Below are 24831 nucleotides of genomic sequence, written 5' to 3'. Positions count from 1 at the left end.
GTAGCGCCGGGCTCTGCCCGGCTGCCGTTGGCGTACGACCCGAAACACCAGCACGCGCCAGCCCCGTAGCGCCGGGCTCTGCCCGGCTGCCGTTGGCGTACGACCCGAAACACCAGCACGCGCCAGCCCCGTAGAGCCGGGCTCTGCCCGGCTGCCGTTGGCGCACGATCCGAAATGCCTGAACACCCGCATACCACGTCGCGCGGCAGCCGGGCAGAGCCCGGCTCTACCGGGTTGCGGCCTTCTTCAGCAGCATGTCCAGCGCCTTGCCGACGGCGGCGAACGCGAAGGCGCCGGTGATGTGGGTGGCGGCCCCCAGGCCCGCGCCGCAATCCAGCTTCAGCGCCGCATCGGCGCCAAGGTTCGGGCGGATGCCGCACACGCTGCCATCCGCCTGCGGGTACTTCACGTTTTCCAGCGAGTACACCGCCGGTACGCCGAAGTACCGCGAGGCATTCTTCGGGAAATTGAAATCGCTGCGCAGCTTCTTGCGGATCAGCGCCATCATCGCGTCGTGCTCGGTACGCGACACGTCACGGATCCGCACCAGGGTGGGATCGGTACGGCCACCGGCGGCGCCCACGGTCAGGATCGGCAGCTTGCGGCGGCGGCACCACGCGATGGTTTCGACCTTGACCCGGAAGCTGTCGCAGGCGTCGATGACCAGATCGAAATCACGGTCCAGCAACTCGACCATGTTGGACACGGTCAGGAACGAGGCGACCGCATCGACGCTGATATCCGGATTGATCGCGCGGCAGCGCTCGGCCATCGCCTCGGCCTTGTTGCGACCGTACTGGCCGGCCAGGGCAGGCAACTGGCGGTTGGTATTGGACACGCAGATGTCGTCGGCATCGATCAGGGTCAGGTGACCCACGGCCGTGCGGGCCAGTGCCTCGACCACCCAGGAGCCCACGCCGCCCATGCCGACCACCGCCACCCGGCGGCTCGACAACAGGTCCACGGTGCCCACCCCATACAACCGGTCGATGCCGGCAAATCGTTCGCGCAGTACGTCATTCATCGGCACATTTTAAGGCCCATGACCCCGTACCGGTACGCGCCGTGGACAGGACGCGTCGTACCATCGCCGCAGCCACCCTCAAGGAAGCCCTCACCATGAACGATCCCGCGTCCCCGCCCCGCCGCCCCTCCGCCGCCTACCGTTACCTGTTCGTAGGCCTGCTTGGGCTGGTGATCGGGCTGATTGCCACGGTGATGGTCTCGCGTGCGATTCAGGCCCGGCAGGATCCCTTCCCGGATTCACTGATGCATGTGATGAACCGCCAGGTCGAGCTGCTGCAGGCCGCGCAGGCGCAGAACCGCTGCAGCCTGGCCGACACCGTGCCGCGTCTGCAGACGCTGCGCTCGCTGTCCAACGATCTGGACCTGGCCTTTCCCGGCCTGAAGGACAGCCAGGGCTTCCAGCAGCACGCCAGTGCCCTGCGCGCCACGCTCAACGAGGCGTTGGCGGCACCGCCGACCGACTGCCCGGGCATGGCCACGCTGGTGGAGAAGATCCAGACCGACTGCAAGGCCTGCCACCAGGATTTCCGCTGATTCATCTTCCAGCCACACTGGCGGCCCGGGATTGGCACGCTGTTCACGCTGCACAGGACACGATCTGCTCCATGCGCACCAGACGCATTCGATCATCCCTCTGGCCAGGAGATACACCATGAAGATTCAACTGATTGCCGCCGCTGCCGTTGCTACCGTCGCCCTGGCTGGCTGTGCCACCACCTCGCCGGGCTACGGCGGCGGTGGTTACAACAACGGTTACGGCAATTCCGGCGGCAACTACAACACGAACCGCTGCGCCGACTGCGGCATCGTGACCCGCATCAACCAGGTGGCATCGGGCCGCACCGCGCCGAGCGCGACCGGGGCGATCCTGGGCGGTATCGTCGGCGCCGTCGCCGGCCATGAGATCTCCGATCACACCGGCGGCAGCAAGGGCAACCAGAACATCGCCGCCGCCGCGGGCGCCGTGGGTGGTGCGTTGGCCGGCAACCAGATCCAGAAGAACGTCACCAGCGACACCTTCGACATCACCGTGCGCATGGATGACGGCCGTACCGTGGTGGTCAACCAGCGCGATCTGGGCGGCATCCGCGAGAACACCTATGTCCGCGTGGTCAACGGCAAAGTGATCCTGCGCTGATCGGCGCTGCCTGCCCGCACCATGAAAAAGGCCCGCTTGCGCGGGCCTTTTTCGTGCCGCCGCGTGGTCGACCTCAGGTCGGTTCCACAGCGTCGGCCTGCAGGCCCTTCTGGCCCTGCACAACCGTGAAGGTGACCTTCTGGCCTTCCTTCAGGCTTTTGAAGCCCTGGGTCTGGATCGCGCGGAAATGCACGAACACGTCTTCGCCGTTCTCACGGCTGATGAAGCCGAAGCCCTTGGCATCATTGAACCACTTGACAGTACCGGTCTCACGATCAGCCATCTCACTCACTCCCTGGTGACTCTGCTCTTGTTGTTGGATACGCCTGGTTGGGCGGCTGACAGCAAGGGGGAAGCGAGGTGCAACGATGCAGCGGATCCGGAAGATCTACCATCATCAGGCCACGATCCACGGTGACCTTGCCAAGCTCAGCGACCTCAACTTAACCCGGGCAAAACGAAAAAGCAACTGGCAAACCTTTCGGATGTCAACCCCATTTACCACACCATACTGGACAGCATGGACCTCTCATTCATCTTGTATCTGCTAGCGATCCTGCTGGTGCTCGCCGGCATCGCCGGGGTCATCCTGCCGGCGCTGCCCGGCATCCCGCTGGTGTTCGCCGGATTGCTGCTTGCGGCATGGGTGGACGGGTTCGCGCACGTGGGCTGGCTGCCCCTGGTCGTGCTGGGGCTGCTCACCGCCCTGTCCTTCGCGGTGGACATCCTGGCCACGGTGGTTGGCGCCAAACGGGTGGGGGCCAGCCGCAAGGCGCTGTGGGGCACGTTCATCGGCAGCATCGTGGGGCTGTTCTTCATGCCGCTGGGGCTGTTCCTCGGCCCGCTGGCCGGCGCCCTGCTTGGCGAGTACTGGCATGGCCGCGAACTGGGCCGCTCGACCAAGGTCGGCCTGGCCACCTGGCTGGGCATCCTGCTGGGCGTGGCATTGAAGCTGGCGCTGGCCATCGCGATGCTCGGCCTGTTCGCGTTCGCGTGGTTTTTCTGAAGGCGCTTTCACACCCTCGCCACGTCGTCGCCGGGCATAACGTCGCAGCAGCAGGTGATGGCCGCGCGCTGGCATGAAAACAGAGCACCGGCGACACTGTGGCGGCAATCCCATTCACTATTTGTCACCTGGCCCCGTGTTCATGACCCTTCCGCTCCCCCGTTCCGCGTTGTTCCTGGCCCTGGCCGCCTCTGCCACCAGCCTGCCGCTGGCCGCGCAGGAGGCGGCGCCGACCCCGGCCTCACCGGAAGCCTGTGCGCTGGTGGACACCGACGCCGCGCGACTGGCCTGTTACGACACGCTGTTCGGCCACACCCGCGGCGTCACCGTGGCCGCCGATGCGGCCGCCACGGCGGCCCAGCAGGCGCGCCGCGAGGAACGCCAGGCCGCCCGCAGCGCCGATGCCGATGCGCCCACGGGGCAGCGGGTCAAGCAGCGCTTCGGCGAACTGTTCCAGAACGATGGCCACCAGGCTGCCCTGGCCAACGCGGGCAAGGGCTCGCTGCTGGACAGCCGCTGGGAACTGGCCCAGGACTCCAAGCTCGGCGCCTTCCAGCTGCGCGCCTACAAGCCGGTGTACCTGCTGCCGGCGTTCTGGACCAGCGACAAGAACCAGACGCCGCAATCGCCCAACCCGGCCAACACGGTCACCACGCCGCAGCTGCTGGACAGCAACGAACTGAAGTTCCAGCTCAGCTTCAAGACCAAGATCGTGGAGAACGTGTTCGGCAACAACGGCGACATCTGGGCCGGATACACCCAGAGCTCGCGCTGGCAGGCCTACAACGCCGAGAACTCGCGTCCCTTCCGCGAAACCAATTACGAACCGGAAGTGATGATGATGTTCCGCAACGGCTACTCGATCGGTGGCTGGCGCGGTCGCATGAGCGGGATCAGCCTCAACCACATGTCCAACGGCCGCCCCGACCCGCTCTCGCGCAGCTGGAACCGGGTGATCGCCACCATCGGCCTGGACCGCGAGAACTGGGCGCTGGTGCTGCGCCCGTGGTACCGCATTCCGGAAGACCGCAAGGACGACAACAATCCGGACATCGAGGATTACATGGGCCGCGGCGACGCCACCCTGACCTGGAACCGCAACGGCCACGAAGTCTCGTTGATGGCGCGCCACTCGCTGCGCGGCGGCGATCGTTCGCACGGTGCGGTGCAGCTCGATTACGGGTTTCCGATCAGCAACCTGCTGCGCGGCCACGTACAGGTGTTCGACGGCTACGGCGAGAGCATGATCGACTACAACCACAAGGCCACCTACGTGGGCGTGGGCGTGTCACTGCTGGAGTGGTACTGATGGCGGTGACGATCTGGCACAACCCGCGCTGCAGCAACTCGCGCGGGGCACTGGCGCTGATCCGCGAGGCAGGCATCGAACCGACGATTGTGGACTACCTCGCCACCCCGCCCGACCGCACGACCCTGGCCGCCGTGATCGCACGCATGGGCATCGCCCCGCGCGCACTGCTGCGCAGCAAGGAAGCGGCATACACCGACCTGGGGCTGGATGATCCGACCCTGGACGATGCCGCCCTGATCGAGGCAATGGCTGCCCATCCGGCACTGATCAACCGCCCCATCGTGGAAACCCCGCGCGGTACGCGGCTGTGCCGCCCGCCGGAAACGGTGCGCGACCTGCTCGCGTAGCCACCGGCCGGCGGCCTGCCTGCCGGGTCAGCCGCACCCGGACATGCACGACGAACGCCGCTCTTCGCAGCCGATCTGCACGCCACTCTGTTGACACGCGTGCGCCTTGAGCTCGCAGGAGCGGCGCAGCTCGGGATGCTGGATGTCCTTGCAGCGCTTGTCCGGCTGCGGTGCCATCTGCTGCTCGCAACTGCGGTCGTGGATTTCCTTCGGCGTGGCCATGCAGCTGCGGTAACTGGCCTGGCACTGCATCGCGCACTGCGCGCCGGCGGTGAACCCGGTGTCGGCGGCAGGGTCGCCGCTGCTGGCACAACCGGCCAGCAGCAGTGACAGCACCAGCATGCAGACGTTCCGTGACATGGGCGTGCTCCTTGTTTCCGTCGAAGGGAGGGTCAGCGTTCGATCATGCGCCCGCCACACGCCAGCGCGCAGCGCTCCCAGCGCTGGGTGCAGGCCGACGTGTCGGGCGAGGGAGGCAGGCAGGCCGCACCGCCATTGGCGCTTTCGCAGCGACGCCGTTCGCTGTCGCTGGCGTATCCCGAGCAGCGGTCCTGCAGGCGTTCCTGGCCGGCCAGGCACATCGCGTGGCTGCTCTCGGCCTCCAGCCGCGCATCGGTGGAGCAGCGCAACGCCTGCGCGTCGCAGGGGACCATGCATGCCGTGCCGGCCGGCGTGGTGGGGCGCTCGATCTCATACGACCGGCACCCCGCAAGGGCGAACACGCCCACACACCACAGCACCGCAGTCCAGCGCATTCCGATCCTCCATGATGGCGCCCCGACTGTAGCAAATACGCGCGGGGCTGCCGCGCCTCAACGCCAGTCGGTGATGCCTTCGCGGCGGTACACCTCAACAAATGCCGGTCGCGCCTTGAGGCGGTCTGCGTAGGCCTTCAGTACCGGCCAGCGATCACTCGGTGCCGGCATGCCGCGCGACCAGCGCAGCAGCATCACCACCATGAAATCCACCACGCTCACCTGCTCGCCGAGCATGTACGGGCCGCTCGCTTCCACGTGATCGGCCAGCCGCTGCCACGCCGCTTCGAGGCGTTCGCGCGCGTGCCGCCGGGTCGCTTCAACATGCGCCGCGCCGGCCATTTCATGTGCGTAGAACCACGCCCGATATGCCGGCTGCACGCTGTTGGCGCACCAGAACATCCAGCGGTAGGCCTCGGCACGGGAGGCACTCCCCACCGGCGGCAGCAGGCCCGCCTGCGGGTGCAGATCGGCCAGGTGCAGCGCGATCGCCGCCGCTTCGGTCAGCACCTGGCCGTCCAGCACCAGCGTGGGCACCACGCCGGCCGGGTTCAGCGCGAGGTAGTCGGCCGTCTTGTGTTCGCGCGCCTCGAAATCCAGCAGCACCAGTTCATGCGGCAACGCCAGTTCCAGCAGCAGCCAGTGCACCACCAGCGATGCGGTGCTGGGCGAACCGTAGAGGGTGATCTGCATGGGCGCTGCCTGTCGGGGGAAAACGCCGAGTATGCGCTGCGGCGCCGGCCGATGCGATGCCGCGCCGACCGGGTACAGATGCCACGCGACATTGCAGGGGACTGTCGCTGTCGGCGCCCGATGCCGCCGCCTAGCATGTGCCGCCTCGCCCGTTCTTCTCCACGGTACAGCACCATGCCGGACGCCTCCGCCCTGCTCGCCTTCGCTCTGGTCGCACTGGTGATGGTGCTCACACCGGGCCCGAACATGGTCTACCTGATTTCGCGCTCGGTCAGCCAGGGGCGGGTGGCGGGCTGGATCTCGCTGAGTGGCATCGCGGTGGGATTCATGACCTACCTGGCCTGCGCCACGCTGGGTCTGACCGCGCTGCTGATGGCCGTGCCGTATGCCTACGACGCACTCCGCATTGCCGGTGCGCTGTATCTGCTGTACCTGGCCTGGCAGGCGCTGCGCCCCGGTGGCCGTTCGCCGTTCCAGGTGCGTGCGCTGTCACCTGACCGCCCACCGCGCCTGTTCGCGATGGGGCTGCTGACCAGCCTGTTGAACCCGAAGATCGCGGTGATGTACCTGTCGCTCCTGCCACAGTTCATCCAGCCCGGCGGACACGGCAGCGTTGCACTGCAATCGATGGCGCTGGGGTCGCTGCAGATCGCCATCAGCCTGGGGGTCAACGCGCTGATCGTGGGCGTGGCCGGCGGCATGGCCGCCTTTCTGGCCGACCGGCCGCGCTGGCAGGCGCTGCAGCGCGCGGTGATGGGCACAGTACTCGGCGGCCTTGCCCTGCGCATGCTGTTCGACGCGCGACGATGAGCGCCGCCCCCGCCGCAATGTTCAGGGCGTGGCGACCAGTGCCTCCAACTGCGCGGCAACGTGGTCGAAGGGTTCAATGCTCCGCTGCGCCCGGCACATCACGATGGCCCCTTCAACGCTGGCGATGATCAGGGTGGCCAGCCGCGCCGCAGTGGCCGCCGCGTGGCCCTGCACCTGCAACGCGGCGGCCAGCCGGCGCTGCCAGTCGCCGAACGCGGCGGCGGCGGCATCCAGCGCCTCCACGGCGATGTCGTCGATCGGCTCCTCCACCGCCACACCCATCACCGGGCAGCCGCGGCGGAACTCGGTGGCGATCAGGCTCTGCCGCCACGCCGCCAGATAGGCACGCAGCCCGGCAAGCGCCCCGTCCTGCAGGTGCCGCTCCAGACGCGCACCGACGTGCGCACCGGCGAGCTCGATCGCCTCCACCACCACCTGCTGCTTGCCGCCCGGGAAGTGATGGTAGGTGGAGCCCAGCGGCGCCTCGGCGCGCTTGGTCATCTCACGGATGCTGGTGGCATTGAGGCCATGCCGGGCCAGCATCTCCACGGCGGCCACGACCACGCGCCCACGCGGATTGGTGTGTCGATTGCGCATGCGGTGACCCTTGCCATGACAGTCGTCATAGCCTACCGTAATTGACTATTACACTCGTCATATTCGGAGCCTCCATGCGCCGTACCCCCGCTCTGCCCCGCCCTTCCGGCGTTCCGGCATGAATCTCTGGTTCCGTCTGCTGTGGCTGCTGCTGAGCTCCCTGTGGCGTCCGCGGCTGTCGGCCCCGGACGGGATCTCGCGGATCCGCTCGCGGGTGTGGCTCAACGACCTGGATGTCAACGGCCACATGAACAACGGCCGCTACTGGACGCTGTTCGACCTTGGCCGCATCGACCTGATCCTGCGCAATGGCATCGGACGGGCCGCCCTGCGCAACCGATGGGCGCCGATCGTCGGTGCCGGGGCGGTACGCTTCCGACGGGAGTTGAAGCTGTTCCAGTCCTTCACTCTGGAAACCCGCGTCCTCGGCTGGCAGGACGCGCGGATGGTGATGCAGCAGCGTGTACTGATCGGCAACGATGAGGTGGTCGCCACCCGCGCCCTGCTGCTGGCCGGGTTCTACGATCGTCGGGCACGCCGTTTCGTCAGCGCCGAGGACCTGCTCGGCGCGGTCGGGGTGTGCGATGCGGTTTCACCGCCCTTGAACGACCCCGCCCAGGCCTTGCTGGACCTGGACGCCTCAATGAAGGGCGACGGCGCGCTGTAACGGGGTGCCGGCCGGTGGCCGGCACCCCGCTGGATCAGGCAACGACCACCGGAATGCTGCCGATGCGGGCCTGCCATTCGCGCGGCCCGGTGATGTGCACCGACTCGCCGGTGGCGTCGACGGCCACGGTGACCGGCATGTCCTGCACGGTGAACTCGTAGATCGCCTCCATGCCCAGGTCCGCAAAGCCGACCACCTTGGCCGCCTTGATCGCCTTGGACACCAGGTACGCCGACCCGCCGACCGCCATCAGATAGGCGGACTTGTTGTCGCGGATCGCCTCGATTGCCGCCGGGCCGCGTTCGGCCTTGCCGACCATGCCCAGCAGGCCGGTCTGCTCCAGCACCTGGCGGGTGAACTTGTCCATGCGGGTGGCGGTCGTCGGGCCGGCCGGGCCCACCACTTCGTCGCGCACCGGATCGACCGGACCCACGTAGTAGATGAAGCGGCCCTTGAGGTCGACCGGCAGCGGCTCGCCCTTGTCCAGCATCTCCACCATGCGCTTGTGCGCGGCATCGCGCCCGGTGAGCAGCTTGCCGTTGAGCAGCAGGGTCTGGCCCGGGGTCCAGCTGGCCACGTCTTCCGGGGTGATCGTATCCAGGTCGACGCGGGTGCCCTTGGAGGCGTCGTACGTGATCTGCGGCCAGTCTTCCAGCGACGGCGGGTCCAGCATCACCGGGCCGCTGCCGTCCAGGGTGAAGTGTGCATGGCGGGTCGCCGCACAGTTCGGGATCATCGCCACCGGCAGATTGGCGGCGTGGGTCGGGAAGTCCTTGACCTTGATGTCCAGCACCGTGGTCAGGCCTCCCAGGCCCTGCGCGCCGATACCCAGCGCATTGACCTTGTCGAACAGTTCCAGGCGCAGTTCTTCGGCCCGGTTGGAGGCGCCGCGCGCCTTGAGGTCGTTGATGTCGATCGGCTCCATCAGCGATTCCTTGGCCAGCAGCATCGCCTTCTCGGCGGTGCCGCCGATGCCGATGCCGAGCATGCCCGGCGGGCACCAGCCAGCCCCCATCGTCGGCACGGTCTTGAGCACCCAGTCCACGATCGAATCGGACGGGTTGAGCATGGCGAACTTGGACTTGGCTTCCGAGCCGCCCCCCTTGGCCGCGACGATCACCTCGACGGTGTCGCCCGGCACGACCTTGACGTTGACCACGCCCGGGGTGTTGTCCCTGGTGTTGACGCGCTTGCCGGCCGGATCGGCCAGGACCGAGGCGCGCAGCTTGTTGTCCGGGTGGTTGTAGGCCCGGCGCACGCCTTCATTGGCCATGTCTTCCACGCCCATCGTGGCGTCGTCCCAGCGCACGTTCATGCCGATTTCCAGGAACACGGTGACGATGCCGGTGTCCTGGCAGATCGGCCGATGGCCTTCGGCGCACATGCGCGAGTTGATCAGGATCTGGGCCATCGCCTCCTTGGCGGCCGGCGACTCTTCGCGCTCGTAGGCTGCGGCCAGGCTCTTGATGTAGTCGACCGGGTGGTAGTACGAGATGTACTGCAGCGCGTCGGCGATGGACTGGATGAGGTCTTCCTGCTTGATCGATGTCACGACTTGCTCGCTTGCTGGAGGCTGGCGGGGGGTTAGCCCTCCATTTTACCCCCAGCGGTCCACCGATGCTGCCCCCGCGTGCCGACCGGAGCCACGGGTGAGAATGACTCGCAACGCTGCGATTTGAGGCACAGTGACAACCCCCAACCTCCTGTCACGGCAGCGCCCGCTGCGGCGTCCTCCCTGCATGCACACCCCCGATACCTTCCAGACCCATCGCCCGCGCCTGTTTGCCCTCGCCTACCGACTGCTGGGCAGCCGCAGCGACGCCGAGGACGTGGTCCAGGACGCCTGGCTGCGCTGGCAGGGGGCCGACACCACTGCCATCCGGGACCCGGAAGCCTGGCTGGTCACCGCCACCACCCGGCTGGGGCTGGACCGCCTGCGGGCCGCGCGCAACGCGCGCATCGACTATGTCGGCCCGTGGCTGCCCGAACCGCTGGAGATCGCCCTCGACCCGGATCCGATGCACGACCCGGCGCAGCGCCATGCCCACGCCGACGATGTCTCGGTGGCCTTCCTGGCGCTGCTGGAGCAGCTCAGACCCGACGAGCGCGCCGCCTTCCTGCTCAAGGACGTGTTCGACTACGACTACCCCGAGATCGCCCCGCTGCTCGACCACACCCCGGCCAACTGCCGCCAGCTGGTGCATCGCGCGCGGCAGCGCCTGCAGACCGGGCGGCCGCGCTTCGCGGTCAGCGCCGCGCAGCACCGCACGCTGCTGGAGCGCTTCATGCAGGCCACGGAACAGGGGGACCAGGCCGCGATCCTGTCGCTGCTGCACGCCAATGCGGAGATGGTGTCCGACGGCGGCGGACGGGTGACCGCCGCGATCCGCCCGCTGCTGGGCGCCGAGCGCATCGCCCAGCTGTTCTGGGCCATCGCCCGCCGCAACGGCTCGCACCCCGGGCGCATCGGCTGGGTCAACGGCGAGCCGGCGATCCTGCGGTTCGACGACGGGCATCTGCATTCGGTCACCACCGTCACCGTGGACGACGGGCGCATCGTGCGGGTGCTGAGCGTGTTGAATCCGGACAAGCTCGGCGCGGTTGTCACAGCGCGCCACGCTGCCGCGTCCTCCTGATGAAGACGGCCATCGGGGCCGTCACGGAGTCCACGATGTCCGCTTCTCCCCGCGTTCCCTACACCCGCCTGGCCGCCGACGCGTTCAAGGGCCTGCTCGCCACCAGCAAGGCCGTGCATGACAGCCCGGTCGATCCCACGCTGATGGAACTGGTGTTCCTGCGCGTGTCACAGATCAACGGCTGCGGCTACTGCATGGACATGCACGGCACCGCGCTGCGCAAGGGCGGCATCGAGCCGCGCAAACTGGACACCCTGCCGGCGTGGCATGAAAGCCGCTTCTTCGACGCGCGCGAACGCGCCGCGCTGGGCTGGGCCGAAGCGCTGACCCGCCTGCCCGACGGTGCACCCTCCGACGCGGCGTTCGAGGCACTGACGCCGCATTTCGACGAGAAGGGCATCAGCGACCTGAGCATGGGCATCGCGGTGATCAACGCCTGGAACCGCCTCGGCGCCGGACTGCTGCCGCCGCTGCCGTAAGAGATCCCGGCAGTGCCGGCCGCTGGCCGGCACTGCACGGTGCACGCCTTGCATCGCGATATCCGCAGGGTGAGGCGGGATTGCACCGCATTCATCGTTCCGCCACGGCGCAGGCGCGCACAATAGCGCCCATGCCCGCCTCCCCCGCTGCCGGCACTCCCGGCCAGAAGAACCCGAGCCTGCGCGAACGCTTCCAGGCGATGCGCAACCTGCCCCCCTTCCTGCGCCAGGTCTGGCAGACCAGTCCCGCACTGGCCAGCGCCAGCCTGGGCCTGCGCCTGATCCGCGCCTTGCTGCCGGTGTCGATGCTGTACGTGGGCAAGCTGATCATCGATGCGGCCCTGCACCTGAGCCAGCACGAAGCCGGGTTCCCGCCGTTCGGCGAGGCGCCGTCCAGCGGCCTGCTCAACCCGCTGCTCGGCCTGCTGGCGTTGGAGTTCGGCCTGGCGATCGTGTCCGATCTGCTTGGCCGCCTGGTCAACTACGCCGACACACTGCTCTCGGAACTGTTCACCAACGTCACCAGCGTCCGGCTGATGGAACACGCTGCCGAGCTGGACCTGGAAGACTTCGAGGACCCCGACCTGCAGGACAAGCTTGATCGCGCGCGCCGCCAGACGATGGGCCGGATGAACCTGATGAGCCAGCTGTTCGGCCAGGTGCAGGACAGCATCACCGTGGCCAGCCTCGCGGTAGGCCTGCTGGTGTATGCGCCGTGGCTGATCCTGCTGCTGGCCGTGGCGCTGGTGCCGGCGTTCATCGGCGAATCGCACTTCAACGCGGCCGGCTACAGCCTCAACTTCCAGTGGACGCCCGAGCGCCGCCAGCTGGAGTACCTGCGCCAGATCGGGGCCAGCGTGGAAACGGCCAAGGAGGTGAAAATCTTCAACCTCCACCGCTTCCTGATCGACCGCTACAAGACCCTGGCCGACAGGTTCTTCCGCGCCAACCGCGCGCTGGCGCGGCGGCGCGCGTTCTGGGGCACCCTGCTGGCCGCGCTGGGTACGCTCGGTTACTACGCCGCCTACGCCTACATCGCCTGGCGCACCGTGCGCGGCGATTTCTCCATCGGCGACCTGACCTTCCTGGCCGGCAGCTTCCTGCGCCTGCGCCAGCTGCTGGAGGGCCTGCTGATCGGCTTCTCGCAGGTAGCCGGGCAGGCGCTGTACCTGGACGACCTGTTCTCCTTCTTCCAGATCCAGCCGGAGATCCACTCGCGCGCCGATGCCATCGCCATCCCGCAGCCGATCACCCAGGGCTTTGTGTTCGAGAACGTCGGCTTCCGCTACCCCGATGCCGGGCAATGGGCCGTACGCCATCTCGACTTCGAGCTGCGCGCCGGCGAAGTGCTGGCCCTGGTCGGCGAGAACGGCGCCGGCAAGACCACCCTGGTCAAGCTGCTGGCGCGCCTGTACGACCCGGACGAAGGCCGCATCCTGCTGGACGGGCGCGACCTGCGCGACTACGACCTGGACGACCTGCGCGCCAACATGGGCGTGATTTTCCAGGACTTCGTGCGCTACAACCTCAGCGCCGGCGAGAACATCGGCGTCGGCCTGGTCGAGGCGATGGGCGATCAGGCGCGGATCCGCGATGCGGCCCGTCGCGGCATGGCCGACGAGGTCATTGCCGGCCTGCCCGGCGGCTATGACCAGCTGATCGGGCGCCGCTTCAAACTGGGCATGGACCTGTCCGGCGGCCAGTGGCAGAAGATCGCCATCGCCCGCGCCTACATGCGCGACGCGCAGGTGATGATCCTCGACGAACCGACCGCCGCGCTTGACGCGCGCAGCGAGTTCGAGGTCTTCCAGCGCTTCAAGGAGCTGTCCGACAACCGTACCGCCGTGCTGATCTCGCACCGCTTTTCGTCGGTACGCATGGCCGACCGCATCCTGGTGCTGGCCGGCGGCCGCATCGAGGCCAGCGGCACCCATGCCCAGCTGATGGCTGAAGGCGGCCGCTACGCCGAGTTGTTCGAGCTGCAGGCTGCCGGGTATCGTTGAGGCCCCTTCCGCATGCGTTTCCGGCCAGTCAATGAGAATTTATCTCATTTGAGATAAACTGGGCGGGACAACACAGATCAGACCCCACCCCCATGTCTTCCGCTTTCGGCGCCGAAACGGTGCTTGAGGTCCGTCACTGGACCGACGCCTACTTCAGCTTCACCACGACCCGCGACAGCGGTTTCCGCTTCGAGAACGGCCAGTTCGTGATGATCGGCCTGGAAACCGACACGCGCCCGCTGCTGCGCGCGTATTCGATCGCCAGCGCCAACTGGGAAGAGAACCTGGAGTTCTTCAGCATCAAGGTGCAGGACGGGCCGCTGACCTCGCGCCTGCAGCACATCAAACCAGGCGACAAGGTCCTGGTCGGCAAGAAGCCCACCGGCACCCTGCTGATCAGCGACCTGCACCCGGGCAAGCACCTGTACCTGCTGGGCACCGGCACCGGCCTGGCACCCTGGCTGTCGGTGATCAAGGACCCGGAAACCTACGAGCGCTTCGACAAGGTGATCCTCACCCACGGCGTGCGTTTCGAAAAGGACCTGGCCTACCGCGACCTGTTCGAGAAGGAACTGCGCGAGCACGAATTCCTCGGCGAGATGATCGGCGAGAAACTGCTGTACTACCCGGCCGTCACCCGTGAGCCGTTCCCGAACCAGGGCCGCCTGACCTCGTTGATGGAAAGCGGCGAGATGCAGAAGACCCTCGGCCTGCCGCCGCTGGACCCGGAAAACGATCGCGCCATGATCTGCGGCAGCCCGCAGATGCTGGCCGACCTGCGCAGCGTCCTCGATGCCCGCGGCTTCCAGACGTCCCCGCGCATCGGTACGCCCGGCCACTACGTGTTCGAACGCGCCTTCGTGGAAAAATAAGCGCGCCCGCGCAAGGAAGCATTGCCGATGATCACGATGATCCGCCCCGCCCTCGCGTGCCTGCTGCTCGCGATCAGCCTGGGCGCCAGCGCCGCCACCGCCGAGCCGCCCAAGGCCGGCGACCTGCCGCCCCAGCTGCTCGGCAAGGACCGCCAGGGCGAACCTGTCGACCTGGCCGCCCATCGCGGCAAGGTCGTCATCGTGACCTTCTGGGCGTCCTGGTGCGGCCCGTGCCGCAAGGAACTGCCGGTGCTCGGCCAGTTGCAGGACATCGTCGGCACCGACGCCCTGCAGGTGTTTGCGGTCAACGTCAAAGAACCGCGCGCGGACTTCCTGGCCATCGCCCGCGGTCGCAAGTCGCCGCCGCTGACCTGGATCCACGACAGCCGCGGCCTGGTCTCCGACCAGTACGGCATCGAAGCCCTGCCGCACATGTTCGTCCTCGACCATGACGGCCGCGTGGCCCACGTCCACCGGGGCTACTCTGAACAGGCCCTGCCGAAGATCCTCGAGGAAATCACCGCCCTGCTGCCCGACGAGGTCCGCAACCGCCGGGCTGGCGGCTGACTGCTCAGCCCAGCGCCGCCTCGATATCCCCGCGCAGCGACGCCGGCGTATCCGTCGGCGCGTACCGCGCCAGCACCTGTCCATCGCGTCCGACGAGGAACTTGCTGAAGTTCCATTTGATCCCGCGCGTTCCCAGCACCCCGGACTTCTCTGCCTTCAGCCACTGCCACAGCGGATGCGCCGCCGGCCCGTTGACCGCGACCTTGTCCGACAACGGAAAATCGACCGCATAGGTCAGCGAACAGAACTGGGCGATCTCGGCCGCATTGCCCGGCTCCTGGTGCCCGAACTGGTCGCAGGGAAACCCGATCACCACCAGCCCGCGCGACCCGAACTCGCGCCACAGCGCCTCCAGGCCCTCGTACTGCGGTGTAAACCCGCACTTGCTCGCCACGTTCACCAGCAGCAGCACCTTGCCCCGATACTGCTCCAGCGCCTGGGGCTGGCCCGAGAGATCCACGAACGAAAAATCAAAGGCGGTGGTCATGGACGGCGGCTCCTGCGGAAACCGGCATCTTAGCGCCGTGCGGGTTGGCGCGGCCCGACCCGGCCCGCGCCCGGCGGCAACCTCACCGCCGCCGCCGCCGCACGCCCGCATGCCATGTCTTTCGACACAAGCCCGGGCCCCTCACATCGCGGTAATCTCGGGCACTTGTCTGACCGGAGAATCCCCCCTTGACCACCCGTCTTGCCCTTGCCGTCGCCGTCACCCTCGGCCTGGCCCTGCCCGCCTACTCCGCCGTCGCCGCCACCCCGGCCGCGAACACCGCCCAGCAGGCCAATCCGTTCTTCGCCGACAGCCCGCTGCCGCTGCACTACCCGCAGTTCGACAAGATCAAGGACAGCGACTTCGCCCCCGCCTTCGACGCCGGCATGGCCCAGCAGCTGAAGGAAGTGGAGGCCATCGCCAACAACAAGGCCAAGCCGACCTTCGACAACACCCTCATCGCCCTCGAAAAGAGCGGTGACATCCTGGATCGCGCCACCACCGTCTTCTTCAGTCTGGTCGGTGCCGACACCAATGACGTGCGCAAGAAGCTGCAGGCCGACTATTCCGCCCGCTTCGCCGCCCACAGCGATGCCATCGCCCTGAACGGCAAACTGTTCGCGCGCATCCAGACCCTGTACGACACCCGCAGCCAGCTTGGCCTCGACGCCGAAGGCGTGCGCCTTGTCGAAAAATACTATGACAACTACGTCCGCGCCGGTGCCAAGCTCAACGACGCCGACAAGACCAAGCTCAAGGCCATGAACGCCGAGCTGGCCAAGCTCGGCACCACGTTCAGCCAGAACGTGCAGAACGAAGTGAATGCCTCCGCCGTCATCGTCGACGACGTCAAGCAGCTGGACGGCCTCTCGGCCGAGCAGATCGCTGCCGCCGCCGAAGCCGCCAAGGCCCGCAAGCTGGACGGCAAGTATGTCATCGCCCTGCTCAACACCACCGGCCAGCCGCCGCTGACCAACCTGCGCAACCGCGACCTGCGCCAGAAGATCTACGAAGCGTCCATCACCCGCGGCAGCCGCGGTGGCCAGTTCGACAACACCGCGCTGGTCTCGCGCATCATGCAGCTGCGCGCCGACAAGGCCAAGCTGATGGGCTTTGACAACTTCGCCGCCTACAACCTCACCAACCAGACCGCCAAGACCCCCGAAGCCGTCAACGCCATGCTCGGCCAGCTCGCCCCGGCCGCCGTCGCCAACGCCAGGCGCGAAGCCGCCGACCTGCAGGCCATGATCGACAAGGAACAGAAGGCCGCCGGCAAGCCGACCTTCGCCCTGGAAGCATGGGACTGGGCGTTCTACAGCGAGAAGGTGCGCCAGGCCAAGTACAACTTCGACGAATCCCAGCTCAAGCCCTACTTCGAAATGAAGAGCGTGCTCGAGGACGGCGTCTTCCACGCCGCCAACCTCGAGTATGGCCTCACCTTCAAGCAGCGTACCGACCTGCCCGTCTACCACGACGACGTCACCGTCTACGACGTGTTCGATGCCGACGGCAGCCAGCTGGCGATCTTCATCTTCGACCCGTACGCCCGCGCCTCCAAGCGTGGCGGCGCCTGGATGAACTCCTACGTCTCCCAGTCCGCCCTGACCGGCTTCAAGCCGGTGGTCGCCAACCACCTCAACATTCCAAAGCCGCCGGCGGGCCAGCCGACCCTGCTGACCTGGGATGAGGTGAGCACCACCTTCCACGAGTTCGGCCACGCCCTGCATGGCATGTTCTCCAACGTGAAGTATCCCTACTTCTCCGGCACCGCCGTGCCGCGCGACTTCGTCGAGTTCCCCTCGCAGGTCAACGAGATGTGGGCCGACAACCCGGTCATCCTGAAGAACTACGCCAAGCACTACCAGAACGGCAGCGCCATGCCCCAGGAACTGCTCGACAAGGTGATCGCCGCTGCCAAGTTCAACCAGGGCTTCGCCACCACCGAGTACCTCGGTGCGGCCATGCTCGACCAGCGCTGGCACCAGATCGGCCCGGACCAGGTCCCGGCCGCCAAGGACGTGATGGCGTTCGAGCGCGCTGCGCTGGAGAAGGACGGCATCTACTATGCGCCGGTTCCCCCGCGCTACAAGACCCCGTACTTCAGCCACATCATGGGCGGCTACTCGGCCGGCTACTACGCCTACATCTGGTCCGAAGTGCTCGACGCCAACACCCAGAAGTGGTTCCGCGAGAACGGTGGCCTGAGCCGCAAGAACGGCGACCATTTCCGCGAAACCCTGCTTTCCAAGGGTGGCAGCGTCGATGCGATGGAACTGTTCCGCAACTTCGCCGGGCACGAACCGCAGATCGAGCCGCTGCTCGAAAAGCGTGGCCTGACCGAGGGTGGCGGCAAGAAGTAAGGCCGGTCACAACAACGGCACGTAAATGAAAACCGCCCGGGACACCGGGCGGTTTTTTTTCAGGCGGGGCTAGCGCGGCGCCACATACCCCCCCGGCACGCCGCTGGGCGACAGCACCAGCTGCCACAGCTGCGCGTGGCGGCAGCGGAAACTGGCCATGGAACCGGCCAGATAGAAGCGCCACATGCGCTTGAAGCGTTCGTCGTAACGCTGCCCGTCCAGTCGCGGCCATGCCGCTTCGACGTTGGCGCGCCAGGCCTGCAGCGTGCGATCGTAGTCCGGGCCGAAGCTGTGCCAGTCCTCCAGCACGAACAGGCCCTCGCAGGCCGCCGTGATCTGCGCCGCCGACGGCAGCATCGAATTGGGAAAGATGTAGCGCGCGATCCAGGGGTCAGTGCGGTGACGCGACAGATTGCCACCGATGCTGTGCAGCAGGAACAGGCCATCGGGCTGCAGGCAGCGCCGGACCATCTCGAAGTAGCCGCGGTAGTTCTTGTCACCCACGTGCTCGAACATGCCCACCGACAGGATCGCGTCGAACGTCTCCTCGACGTCGTGGTAATCCTGCAGCCGGATCTCGATCGGCAGGCCCGCGCACAGCTCGCGGGCATACTCGGCCTGCTCCCGGGAAATGGTGATGCCCACGCCGGAGACACCGTAGCGTTCGGCGGCGAACTTCAGCGCCTCGCCCCAGCCGCAGCCGATATCCAGCACACGTTGGCCCGGACGCAGCCGGAGCTTGCGGCAGATCAGGTCAAGTTTGGCTTCCTGCGCGGCATCGAGGTCCTGTGCCTGCGCCCAGTAGCCGCAGCTGTACACCAGACGCCGGCCCAGCATCGCCTCGTAAAGATCGTTGCCGAGATCGTAATGGCGCCGCCCGACGTCGAAGCTGCCGGAGCCCGCCTGCAGGTTGAACAGCCGCGCCTTCAGCGCATCGGCCACCTCGCGCCAGCCGTGCACCCGTTCGTCCAGGTGCGCCTGCATCAGGCGCACCAGCAGCCCGTCCAGGCTGCCGGCATCCCACTGCCCGTCCATGTAGCTCTCGCCCAGCCCCAGCGACCCATGCGCCATCACCCGCGTATAGAAATGCGGATCGTGCACCTGGATGTCGTGTGGCTGGTCGCCGTCCACCTGGACGCCGGCCTCGTGCAGCAACTCCTGTACGCGTCGTTGCAGGCCAACGTCCATGCCGCCCCCGTCAGCCGCGCGCGAACAGGCCCGCGTAGGCGGCGCCGACATACGGCAGCAGCACGCTGGCAGGCACGTCCACCGACTGGGTGCCGTCCGAATACGGACCGACCTGGTACGGCGGGAACACGAACCGCACCGCAGTGATCTTGCCGTCGGTGCCGGTAATGGGCTGGAACTGGCTGAAATTCTCCACGCTCGCATCCGTGCCGTCGGCGATCATCCGGCTGGCGTTGCGCAGCGACTCCTGCATCTGCGCCGGTTCCAGGTCGTCCCCGCTCAGGCGCGTTGCAACGCGCTCGCGCAGCTGGTCGGCCACATACACGCTGACCGCCTTCCAGCCCTTGGCATCGGCCACCAGCTGGTCGGCCGTCAGCATCTGCTGCTGCTCGGGCAACCACACAAAACGCGCCACCAGCGGCTCGCCGTGGGCGCCACCGGTGTAGCGGCTGCCATCGGCGCCAACCACCACCAGCTGCGGGGTTTCCAGCAGTTTCTCAAAGCTCAGCGACAGCTCGTAGGGCATGGTCGGCGTGTCGTTGCCCAACCCGTCAACGGCCTGCTGCAGTTCGCCACGGGCGCTGTCGGCATAGGCCTTCAACGCCTTGGCCAGCCCGGGATAGCGGGCCAGATCCGGCGGGTAGCTGATACCCACGACCGCCTGCGGGGAGGTCTCGATGACATCGCGAAGCTCCACCGGCGCGTCGGCCGGCACGATGCCGGTGGCGGGCGCGGCCGGGGCGGTGTCGGCCACCGGTGCGGCCGGCGGTGGTGTATCGGTATCGCGTTGACACCCTGCCGCCAACATCACGGCCAGGGCCACGCCGCTGGCGCGCAGCGCGCGGCGGTTTACTGCGTTGTCCATCCTTACATCCCCTTGTTGTAACCCACCATCATGAGCGGTGTTGCCTGAAGCATGACCGGCTGCTCAACCCGCCAGCAGGTCGTCGTATTCCGCGTGCCGTTGCATGAAGGCTTCGGCATAGGCGCATGCAGGCACCACTTTGAGTTTCTGTTCGCGCGCATAGCGCAGCGCCACCCGGGTCAGCTCACCGGCGATGCCGCGGCCGCCGATCGCCTCGGGCACTTCGGTGTGCGTGATCACCATCCGCTTGCGCCGGTTGCGGGTCTGAATCTGGTAATCCAGCAACGCCAGATGACCCCGCACCCTCGCCTGGAAGCGATGCCGGACCTCATCGTGCTCCACCTCGTAGGCCAAGCCGGGCGGGGTGACCGAAGCCATGAGCGGTGTCTCCTGCGGCGACTGACGCGATAGTGCGCAGCCGGCCGCCATGATCGCGTGAAGCCTGAACAGGGACAACCACCGACGCGCTGCGTCACATCCTGCCGCGCGCACGGAGGTCAGCGCCTGGCCACGGTGGACTGCGTTTGCGTGGGATGCCGCTCAAGCCTGCCCGGTTCAAGCCGATATAGGGAACGGACAGGGCGTAAAAGCTGGCATGGCTTTTGCGAGACCTGCCTGCCCGACCGCGTTTTATGGAGGCCCTCATGGACAACGCACCGCAGCCCCCCGCTCTTCCCGTGGACGCCGACAGCTCGCTGCTGGAAGGCCTGTTCGAGCTGGCCGTCAACGGCCAGACCCAGGGCTGGGAATTCGACCAGATCGACAACGAGGTCTATGCGCGCCTGCTGAGCACCTACGGCGCGGACAGTCAACAGGCCGCCTGAGCGGCCTTCCGGTTTTCGCGCGTCTCGACCAACGGCCGTGACCTGCCGCGGGGTGCCGGTGATCCCGGTCCCGACAGGTACCGACCGTTGGCCGGCACCCGCCCTCCCCGCCCCGCCGATCAGCCCAGCGGGCGGAACGAGGGGTTGCCCAGCTCGCGCAGGAAGTGGTTGAAGATGCTCGGCTGCATCATCAGCATGAACAGCACGCCGAATGCGGCACCGGCCAGGTGCGCGCTGTGGTTGATGCGGTCGCCGCCGCGGCGGTCCATCCAGATGCTGTAACCCACATAGAACACGGCGTAGATGATCGCCGGCGCCGGAATGAACAGCACGAAGATCACGCTCCACGGGCTGAGCAGGATGAAGGCGAACAGCACCGCCGACACCGCGCCCGATGCGCCCAGACTGAGGTAGTTCGGGTTCTTCTGGTTCTTCAGGTAGCTGGGCAGGATCGACACCACCAGCGCGCCAAGATAGAACGCCGGGTAGGTCAGGTAGCTGCCGGTGAGCTGCACCATCACCCCTTCAATCTGCCCGCCGAAGAAGAACAGCGTGATCATGTTGAAGGCCAGGTGGCCAAGATCGGCGTGGATGAACCCGTAGGTCACCAGCCGGTCGTACTGGCGGCGGCGGTCCACCGCCGGCGGCCAGAGAATCAGGCGGTCGGCCAGGGCGCGGTTCTTGAACGCCATCCACGACACGATGACGGTGATGGCGATCAACAGCAGGTTGACGGGGGTCATGGCGGGGCTCAGGCGATCCGGTAGTTGTCGACCATACGATAGCGTCGTGCATACCAACCGAAGGCCAACGCCGCCAGGAACGCGAAGCCGGCGAAGAAGAACATCAGGAAGGCCGCCTCGCTCAAGCCGGTACTGGCGATCTGGTGGGTCACCGTATCGTTGCGCACCGCCGCGTTGGACAGCAGCACCCACAGGTTGCCGATGGTGGTGGTCAGGTTCCAGAAGCTCATCACCACGCCCTTCATCGCCTGCGGCGCCTGGCTGTAGGCAAACTCCAGGCCGGTTGCCGAGACCAGCACCTCACCGAAGGTCAGCAGCGCGTACGGCAGCATCTGCCAGAAGATGGACATGACGTTGCCGCCGTCCATCATCACCTGGATGCCACCGACCACAATCCAGGCCAGGCCGCTGAAGGCGATACCGGCGGTCATGCGGCGCAGCGCGGTCGGCTCGAAGCCGAAGCGGCGCAGCATCGGGTACAGCACCAGGTTGTTGAACGGAATCAGGATCATCACCAGCAGCGGGTTCAGGGCCTGCATCTGCGAGGCGGTGAACCACGACGGCATGGCCATCTGCTGGCCCTGCAGCACCCAGGTGGACGCCTTCTGGTCGAACAGCGAGAAGAACGGCGTGGTCAGCGCGAAGATCACCAGCACGCGCAGCACCGAGCGTACGCCTTCCACGGCTTCGGCCGGATGCACCGCCCGGGCCCGGTCGAGCTGGATCCAGGTTCCGCCCCCCACGCCGGCCAGCACCAGCACCAGCGCGATGCACAGGCAGATCACGATGCCCAGGCTGCCCACCAGCCCCATCGACGCCACCGCCAGCACGGCACCGAGGATGGCCAGGGTACGGCCCGGACGGCCCTTGCCCGGCACCTGCGCCGACAGCGCGGTCCGCACCACGTTGCCGAACGAATGCGGGTCTTTCGGCGGCAGCGGCACCAGTACGTAGCGCTTGCGGCCCATCCAGAACACGAAGGTGGCCACGAACATCAGAATGCCCGGGATGCCGAACGCCCACTGCGGGCCGAGGTTCTTCAGCGCCAGCGGAATCAGCAGCGAGGCGAACAGCGAGCCGAAGTTGATGATCCAGTAAAACGCGTCGAAGACCAGCTTGGCCAGGTGCTTGTTGCTCTGGTCGAACTGGTCGCCCATGAACGAGGCCACCAGCGGCTTGATGCCGCCGGCGCCCAGCGCGATCAGGCCCAGACCGACGAAGAAGCCCTCGCGGCTGTTCTCGAACACCGCCAGGCAGGCGTGGCCGGCGCAGTAGATCAGGCTGAACCACAGGATGGTGTGGTACTTGCCGAAGAATCTGTCGGCCAGCCAACCGCCCAGCAGCGGGAAGAAGTACACGCCGATCATGAAGCTGTGCATGATGTCCTTGGCCTCGCCGGCCCGGCCATCGGCCGTGATCTCCTGCAGCAGCAGCGAGGTGATCAGGAACTGCACCAGGATGTTGCGCATCCCGTAGAAGCTGAAGCGTTCGCAGGCCTCATTGCCGATGATGTAGGGAATCTGGCGCGGCATCTTTCCCTTGCCAGCGCTGGCGGCTGCGATCGTGCTCATCCTATGGGGCTGTCCTGCGAATACGAAAGGGCGCGAGCTTACCGGAAGCCCCACACCTGCGCACGCTGCGGCCCTACATGACAGCGGCCGGCGAACATGGCAGGCCAATGGCGACAGACGCTGCCGGAAGTCACGAGGCGTCGACGGACAAAGCGTAAACTTATCGTTATGCGCATGACGTCGACTGCTGTGTTGGGACGCTGGCCAGGATGGGTCCTGTTGCTGGCGCTTGTCGTGTCCGCTCCTGCGGCCAGCGCGCGCCAGGCCGAGGGCACCCGCCCGCACCTTCTCAAGATCGCCACCCTGGAACTGCCGGTCGCCGACGACGGCCAGTGGCAGCAGCGCCGCGACCAGGTGCTGCAGTTGCTGGAATCCCTGCAGCCGGATGTGATCGCGGTGCAACGGGTGCTGCAGAGCCAGGGCCGCAACCCGGCCTGCTGGCTGGCCACGCGCCTGCGCTACAGCTGCGACTTCGTCACCGCCGACCCGCCCAGCCAGGGCCTGCGCCACGGCAGCGCCATGCTTACCCGGCTGCCGGTCACCGAAGACGGCGTTACCCTGCTGCACCCGCCCGGCCAGTTCAGCGCGGCCGGCATGATGCGGGTCAAGGTGCAGGAGGAACTGGTCAACATCTACATTGCCCGGCTGCGTCCGGACCCGGACGAGCCGGACGTGCGCCGCCATCAGACCAGCGACCTGATGACCTGGATCGGCGCCACCTCCGATGGGCTGCCCTCGCTGATTGCCGGCGATTTTTCCGCCGAGGCCGGCGAGCTGGTCCGCAGCACGCCCGGCTTCCAGCCGGCGCGGAAGAACCCGGGCGAGCGTGTCGATCCGCCATCAATGGCCGGCGCGGCACGCGGCCACGGCCTGGACGTGCTGTTCCAGGTCAAGCACTTCGATGGCCTGCGCCAGGAAAACGTCAAGCTGCCGGCTGCCGAGGGCGAGACCGGCGCGCTGCGCCTGGGCGTGATGGCCACCCTGCGCCTGCAGGGCGAAACGCTGTAGCGCCTCCCGCTGAAACGACAACGGCCAGGCATTGCTGCCTGGCCGTTGCGTCATCCAATGCCCTGTGATCAGGCGATGGCATCCTGGTAACGACGCTCGACTTCGTTCCAGTCGACGACGTTGAAGAACGCGCCGATGTATTCCGGGCGACGGTTCTGATACTTCAGGTAGTACGCGTGCTCCCACACATCCAGCGCCAGGATCGGCGTGTTGCCGTCCATCAGCGGGCTGTCCTGGTTGGCGCTGCTTTCAACCACGACCTTCTTGTCCGGGGTCACGCTCAGCCACGCCCAGCCGCTGCCGAAACGGGTCAGCGCAGCCTTGGTGAAAGCATCCTTGAACTTGTCGAAACCGCCCAGCTGGGACTCGATCGCCTTGGCGACGTCACCGACCGGCGCACCGCCGCCGTTCGGCGACATCACGGTCCAGAACAGCGAGTGGTTGGCGTGGCCGCCGCCGTTGTTTCGCACCGGGCCCTGCAGGTTTTCCGGCAGCGACTTGGTCTTCTTCACCAGCTCTTCGACCGGCAGGTCGGCGAACTCGGTGCCTTCCAGCGCCGCATTGACGTTGTTGATATAGGTCTGGTGGTGCTTGGTGTGGTGGATCTCCATCGTGGCCGCGTCGATATGCGGCTCGAGCGCGTCGTAGGCGTAGGACAGCTTGGGCAGGGTGTAGGCCATGTGGTTCTCCTGGTAGCTCACTCACCCGGCGAAGACCGGGCGTTGCGGTGTCGATGATGGGGATGGTCTCCGAGCATACCAAGGGGCATGTAAAGGATTCTTCGTCGCGCGCGGTGTGCCGCGTGATTGTTATGCAGCGGTGACGGCGCATCCCGCAGGCAGTGCGCAGCGTCATCGGAGATGCAGGCCGATGGCGG

At 67.0% G+C, this 24831-nt stretch carries 29 protein-coding genes; 15 read left to right on the top strand and 14 right to left on the bottom strand.

Translation table 11 applies throughout. The annotated features are described in order from the left end of the window. Positions 1 to 226: 226 nt before the first annotated feature. Positions 227 to 1024: a tRNA threonylcarbamoyladenosine dehydratase gene (locus tag GDJ08_RS17450; protein ID WP_136003352.1), complete on the bottom strand. Its 798-nt coding sequence runs from the start codon at positions 1022 to 1024 to the stop codon at positions 227 to 229. A 95-nt stretch (positions 1025 to 1119) separates the two neighbouring features. On the opposite strand from GDJ08_RS17450, the gene GDJ08_RS17445 reads away from it, so the two are divergent. Both GDJ08_RS17445 and GDJ08_RS17440 read left to right on the top strand, forming a co-directional pair. Further along, positions 1120 to 1560: a cytochrome c gene (locus GDJ08_RS17445; RefSeq protein ID WP_136003351.1), complete on the top strand. Its 441-nt coding sequence runs from the start codon at positions 1120 to 1122 to the stop codon at positions 1558 to 1560. Positions 1561 to 1678: 118 nt separating this feature from the next. Beyond that, positions 1679 to 2164 carry a glycine zipper 2TM domain-containing protein gene (locus GDJ08_RS17440; RefSeq protein ID WP_136003349.1) on the top strand — a complete coding sequence of 162 codons (486 nt, stop codon included), beginning with the start codon at positions 1679 to 1681 and terminating at the stop codon, positions 2162 to 2164. 73 nt (positions 2165 to 2237) lie between these two features. Here GDJ08_RS17440 and GDJ08_RS17435 read toward each other — a convergent pair whose 3' ends face one another. Further along, on the bottom strand, positions 2238 to 2447 hold the full coding sequence (locus GDJ08_RS17435) for a cold-shock protein (protein WP_136003348.1): 210 nt from the start codon (positions 2445 to 2447) through the stop codon (positions 2238 to 2240). A 237-nt stretch (positions 2448 to 2684) separates the two neighbouring features. Here GDJ08_RS17435 and GDJ08_RS17430 point away from each other — a divergent pair, with 237 nt between their 5' ends. The 3 genes from GDJ08_RS17430 (at position 2685) to arsC (ending at position 4829) form a co-directional block, all read left to right on the top strand. Further along, the gene (locus GDJ08_RS17430; protein WP_136003346.1) at positions 2685 to 3170 is read left to right on the top strand and encodes a DUF456 domain-containing protein; all 486 of its coding nucleotides are present in this window, start codon (positions 2685 to 2687) and stop codon (positions 3168 to 3170) included. 142 nt (positions 3171 to 3312) lie between these two features. After that, positions 3313 to 4479, top strand: a complete 1167-nt coding sequence (locus GDJ08_RS17425) for a phospholipase A (RefSeq protein WP_136003344.1) — start codon at positions 3313 to 3315, stop codon at positions 4477 to 4479. Further along, positions 4479 to 4829 (top strand): arsenate reductase (glutaredoxin), encoded by a 351-nt coding sequence (gene arsC / locus GDJ08_RS17420; protein ID WP_153165372.1) that lies wholly within the window; start codon positions 4479 to 4481, stop codon positions 4827 to 4829. Before GDJ08_RS17425 ends, arsC begins: the two co-directional genes overlap by 1 nt. A gap of 27 nt (positions 4830 to 4856) precedes the next feature. On the opposite strand, the gene GDJ08_RS17415 is transcribed toward arsC, so the two are convergent. The 3 genes from GDJ08_RS17415 to GDJ08_RS17405 are packed head-to-tail and all read right to left on the bottom strand — an operon-like array spanning position 4857 to position 6277. Beyond that, positions 4857 to 5189: a hypothetical protein gene (locus GDJ08_RS17415; RefSeq protein ID WP_165699835.1), complete on the bottom strand. Its 333-nt coding sequence runs from the start codon at positions 5187 to 5189 to the stop codon at positions 4857 to 4859. A gap of 32 nt (positions 5190 to 5221) precedes the next feature. After that, positions 5222 to 5584 (bottom strand): hypothetical protein, encoded by a 363-nt coding sequence (locus GDJ08_RS17410; RefSeq protein ID WP_136003340.1) that lies wholly within the window; start codon positions 5582 to 5584, stop codon positions 5222 to 5224. A gap of 57 nt (positions 5585 to 5641) precedes the next feature. Next, positions 5642 to 6277: a glutathione S-transferase family protein gene (locus GDJ08_RS17405; protein WP_136003339.1), complete on the bottom strand. Its 636-nt coding sequence runs from the start codon at positions 6275 to 6277 to the stop codon at positions 5642 to 5644. A gap of 174 nt (positions 6278 to 6451) precedes the next feature. On the opposite strand from GDJ08_RS17405, the gene GDJ08_RS17400 reads away from it, so the two are divergent. Further along, complete coding sequence (locus GDJ08_RS17400) at positions 6452 to 7087, top strand: LysE family translocator (RefSeq protein ID WP_153165371.1); 636 nt, start codon at positions 6452 to 6454, stop codon at positions 7085 to 7087. Between the two features lie 21 nt (positions 7088 to 7108). Here GDJ08_RS17400 and GDJ08_RS17395 read toward each other — a convergent pair whose 3' ends face one another. After that, on the bottom strand, positions 7109 to 7684 hold the full coding sequence (locus GDJ08_RS17395; RefSeq protein ID WP_153165370.1) for a TetR/AcrR family transcriptional regulator: 576 nt from the start codon (positions 7682 to 7684) through the stop codon (positions 7109 to 7111). 118 nt (positions 7685 to 7802) lie between these two features. Here GDJ08_RS17395 and GDJ08_RS17390 point away from each other — a divergent pair, with 118 nt between their 5' ends. Beyond that, the gene (locus GDJ08_RS17390) at positions 7803 to 8351 is read left to right on the top strand and encodes an acyl-CoA thioesterase (RefSeq protein WP_136003334.1); all 549 of its coding nucleotides are present in this window, start codon (positions 7803 to 7805) and stop codon (positions 8349 to 8351) included. A gap of 34 nt (positions 8352 to 8385) precedes the next feature. On the opposite strand, the gene GDJ08_RS17385 is transcribed toward GDJ08_RS17390, so the two are convergent. Beyond that, complete coding sequence (locus tag GDJ08_RS17385; protein ID WP_017356363.1) at positions 8386 to 9903, bottom strand: fumarate hydratase; 1518 nt, start codon at positions 9901 to 9903, stop codon at positions 8386 to 8388. A 187-nt stretch (positions 9904 to 10090) separates the two neighbouring features. On the opposite strand from GDJ08_RS17385, the gene GDJ08_RS17380 reads away from it, so the two are divergent. The 5 genes from GDJ08_RS17380 (at position 10091) to GDJ08_RS17360 (ending at position 14908) form a co-directional block, all read left to right on the top strand. Next, on the top strand, positions 10091 to 10987 hold the full coding sequence (locus GDJ08_RS17380; RefSeq protein ID WP_153165369.1) for an RNA polymerase sigma-70 factor: 897 nt from the start codon (positions 10091 to 10093) through the stop codon (positions 10985 to 10987). Between the two features lie 35 nt (positions 10988 to 11022). Further along, positions 11023 to 11466: a carboxymuconolactone decarboxylase family protein gene (locus GDJ08_RS17375; protein WP_136003330.1), complete on the top strand. Its 444-nt coding sequence runs from the start codon at positions 11023 to 11025 to the stop codon at positions 11464 to 11466. 131 nt (positions 11467 to 11597) lie between these two features. Beyond that, a complete protein-coding gene (locus tag GDJ08_RS17370; protein WP_153165368.1) occupies positions 11598 to 13469 on the top strand; it encodes an ABC transporter ATP-binding protein in 1872 nt (623 codons plus the stop codon). Positions 13470 to 13561: 92 nt separating this feature from the next. Then, positions 13562 to 14341, top strand: a complete 780-nt coding sequence (locus GDJ08_RS17365; RefSeq protein ID WP_017355364.1) for a ferredoxin--NADP reductase — start codon at positions 13562 to 13564, stop codon at positions 14339 to 14341. A 27-nt stretch (positions 14342 to 14368) separates the two neighbouring features. Beyond that, positions 14369 to 14908, top strand: a complete 540-nt coding sequence (locus GDJ08_RS17360) for a TlpA family protein disulfide reductase (RefSeq protein ID WP_153165367.1) — start codon at positions 14369 to 14371, stop codon at positions 14906 to 14908. A gap of 4 nt (positions 14909 to 14912) precedes the next feature. On the opposite strand, the gene GDJ08_RS17355 is transcribed toward GDJ08_RS17360, so the two are convergent. Further along, positions 14913 to 15395 (bottom strand): glutathione peroxidase, encoded by a 483-nt coding sequence (locus GDJ08_RS17355; protein WP_017355362.1) that lies wholly within the window; start codon positions 15393 to 15395, stop codon positions 14913 to 14915. A 188-nt stretch (positions 15396 to 15583) separates the two neighbouring features. On the opposite strand from GDJ08_RS17355, the gene GDJ08_RS17350 reads away from it, so the two are divergent. Beyond that, entirely contained in the window at positions 15584 to 17755 is a 2172-nt protein-coding gene (locus tag GDJ08_RS17350; protein WP_153165366.1) for a M3 family metallopeptidase, read from the top strand. Between the two features lie 69 nt (positions 17756 to 17824). Here GDJ08_RS17350 and cfa read toward each other — a convergent pair whose 3' ends face one another. The 3 genes from cfa to GDJ08_RS17335 form a co-directional block, all read right to left on the bottom strand. After that, entirely contained in the window at positions 17825 to 18943 is a 1119-nt protein-coding gene (gene cfa / locus GDJ08_RS17345) for a cyclopropane fatty acyl phospholipid synthase (protein ID WP_017355360.1), read from the bottom strand. A gap of 10 nt (positions 18944 to 18953) precedes the next feature. After that, a complete protein-coding gene (locus tag GDJ08_RS17340; RefSeq protein ID WP_136003325.1) occupies positions 18954 to 19808 on the bottom strand; it encodes a DUF3298 and DUF4163 domain-containing protein in 855 nt (284 codons plus the stop codon). A gap of 63 nt (positions 19809 to 19871) precedes the next feature. Then, positions 19872 to 20186, bottom strand: a complete 315-nt coding sequence (locus GDJ08_RS17335; protein ID WP_017355358.1) for a GNAT family N-acetyltransferase — start codon at positions 20184 to 20186, stop codon at positions 19872 to 19874. Between the two features lie 266 nt (positions 20187 to 20452). Between GDJ08_RS17335 and GDJ08_RS17330 the strand changes: the two genes are divergently transcribed. Next, positions 20453 to 20632, top strand: coding sequence for a hypothetical protein (locus tag GDJ08_RS17330; RefSeq protein WP_037590960.1), 180 nt, complete (start codon positions 20453 to 20455; stop codon positions 20630 to 20632). Between the two features lie 119 nt (positions 20633 to 20751). Here the strand turns inward: GDJ08_RS17330 and GDJ08_RS17325 are convergent, their stop codons facing one another. Together GDJ08_RS17325 and GDJ08_RS17320 are read right to left on the bottom strand one after the other, a co-directional pair. Next, a complete protein-coding gene (locus tag GDJ08_RS17325; RefSeq protein ID WP_017355356.1) occupies positions 20752 to 21375 on the bottom strand; it encodes a rhomboid family intramembrane serine protease in 624 nt (207 codons plus the stop codon). Between the two features lie 8 nt (positions 21376 to 21383). Continuing rightward, entirely contained in the window at positions 21384 to 22946 is a 1563-nt protein-coding gene (locus GDJ08_RS17320) for a POT-type proton-dependent oligopeptide transporter (RefSeq protein WP_017355355.1), read from the bottom strand. A 174-nt stretch (positions 22947 to 23120) separates the two neighbouring features. Here GDJ08_RS17320 and GDJ08_RS17315 point away from each other — a divergent pair, with 174 nt between their 5' ends. Then, entirely contained in the window at positions 23121 to 23954 is an 834-nt protein-coding gene (locus tag GDJ08_RS17315) for an endonuclease/exonuclease/phosphatase family protein (RefSeq protein ID WP_051008579.1), read from the top strand. A gap of 68 nt (positions 23955 to 24022) precedes the next feature. Here the strand turns inward: GDJ08_RS17315 and GDJ08_RS17310 are convergent, their stop codons facing one another. Beyond that, positions 24023 to 24634, bottom strand: a complete 612-nt coding sequence (locus GDJ08_RS17310; protein ID WP_026070662.1) for a superoxide dismutase — start codon at positions 24632 to 24634, stop codon at positions 24023 to 24025. Between the last annotated feature and the right edge of the window lie 197 nt (positions 24635 to 24831).

The organism is Stenotrophomonas nematodicola (genome assembly GCF_009467805.1).
GTDB lineage: Bacteria > Pseudomonadota > Gammaproteobacteria > Xanthomonadales > Xanthomonadaceae > Stenotrophomonas > Stenotrophomonas nematodicola.
This window is presented reverse-complemented; position numbering and strand designations above follow the sequence as displayed.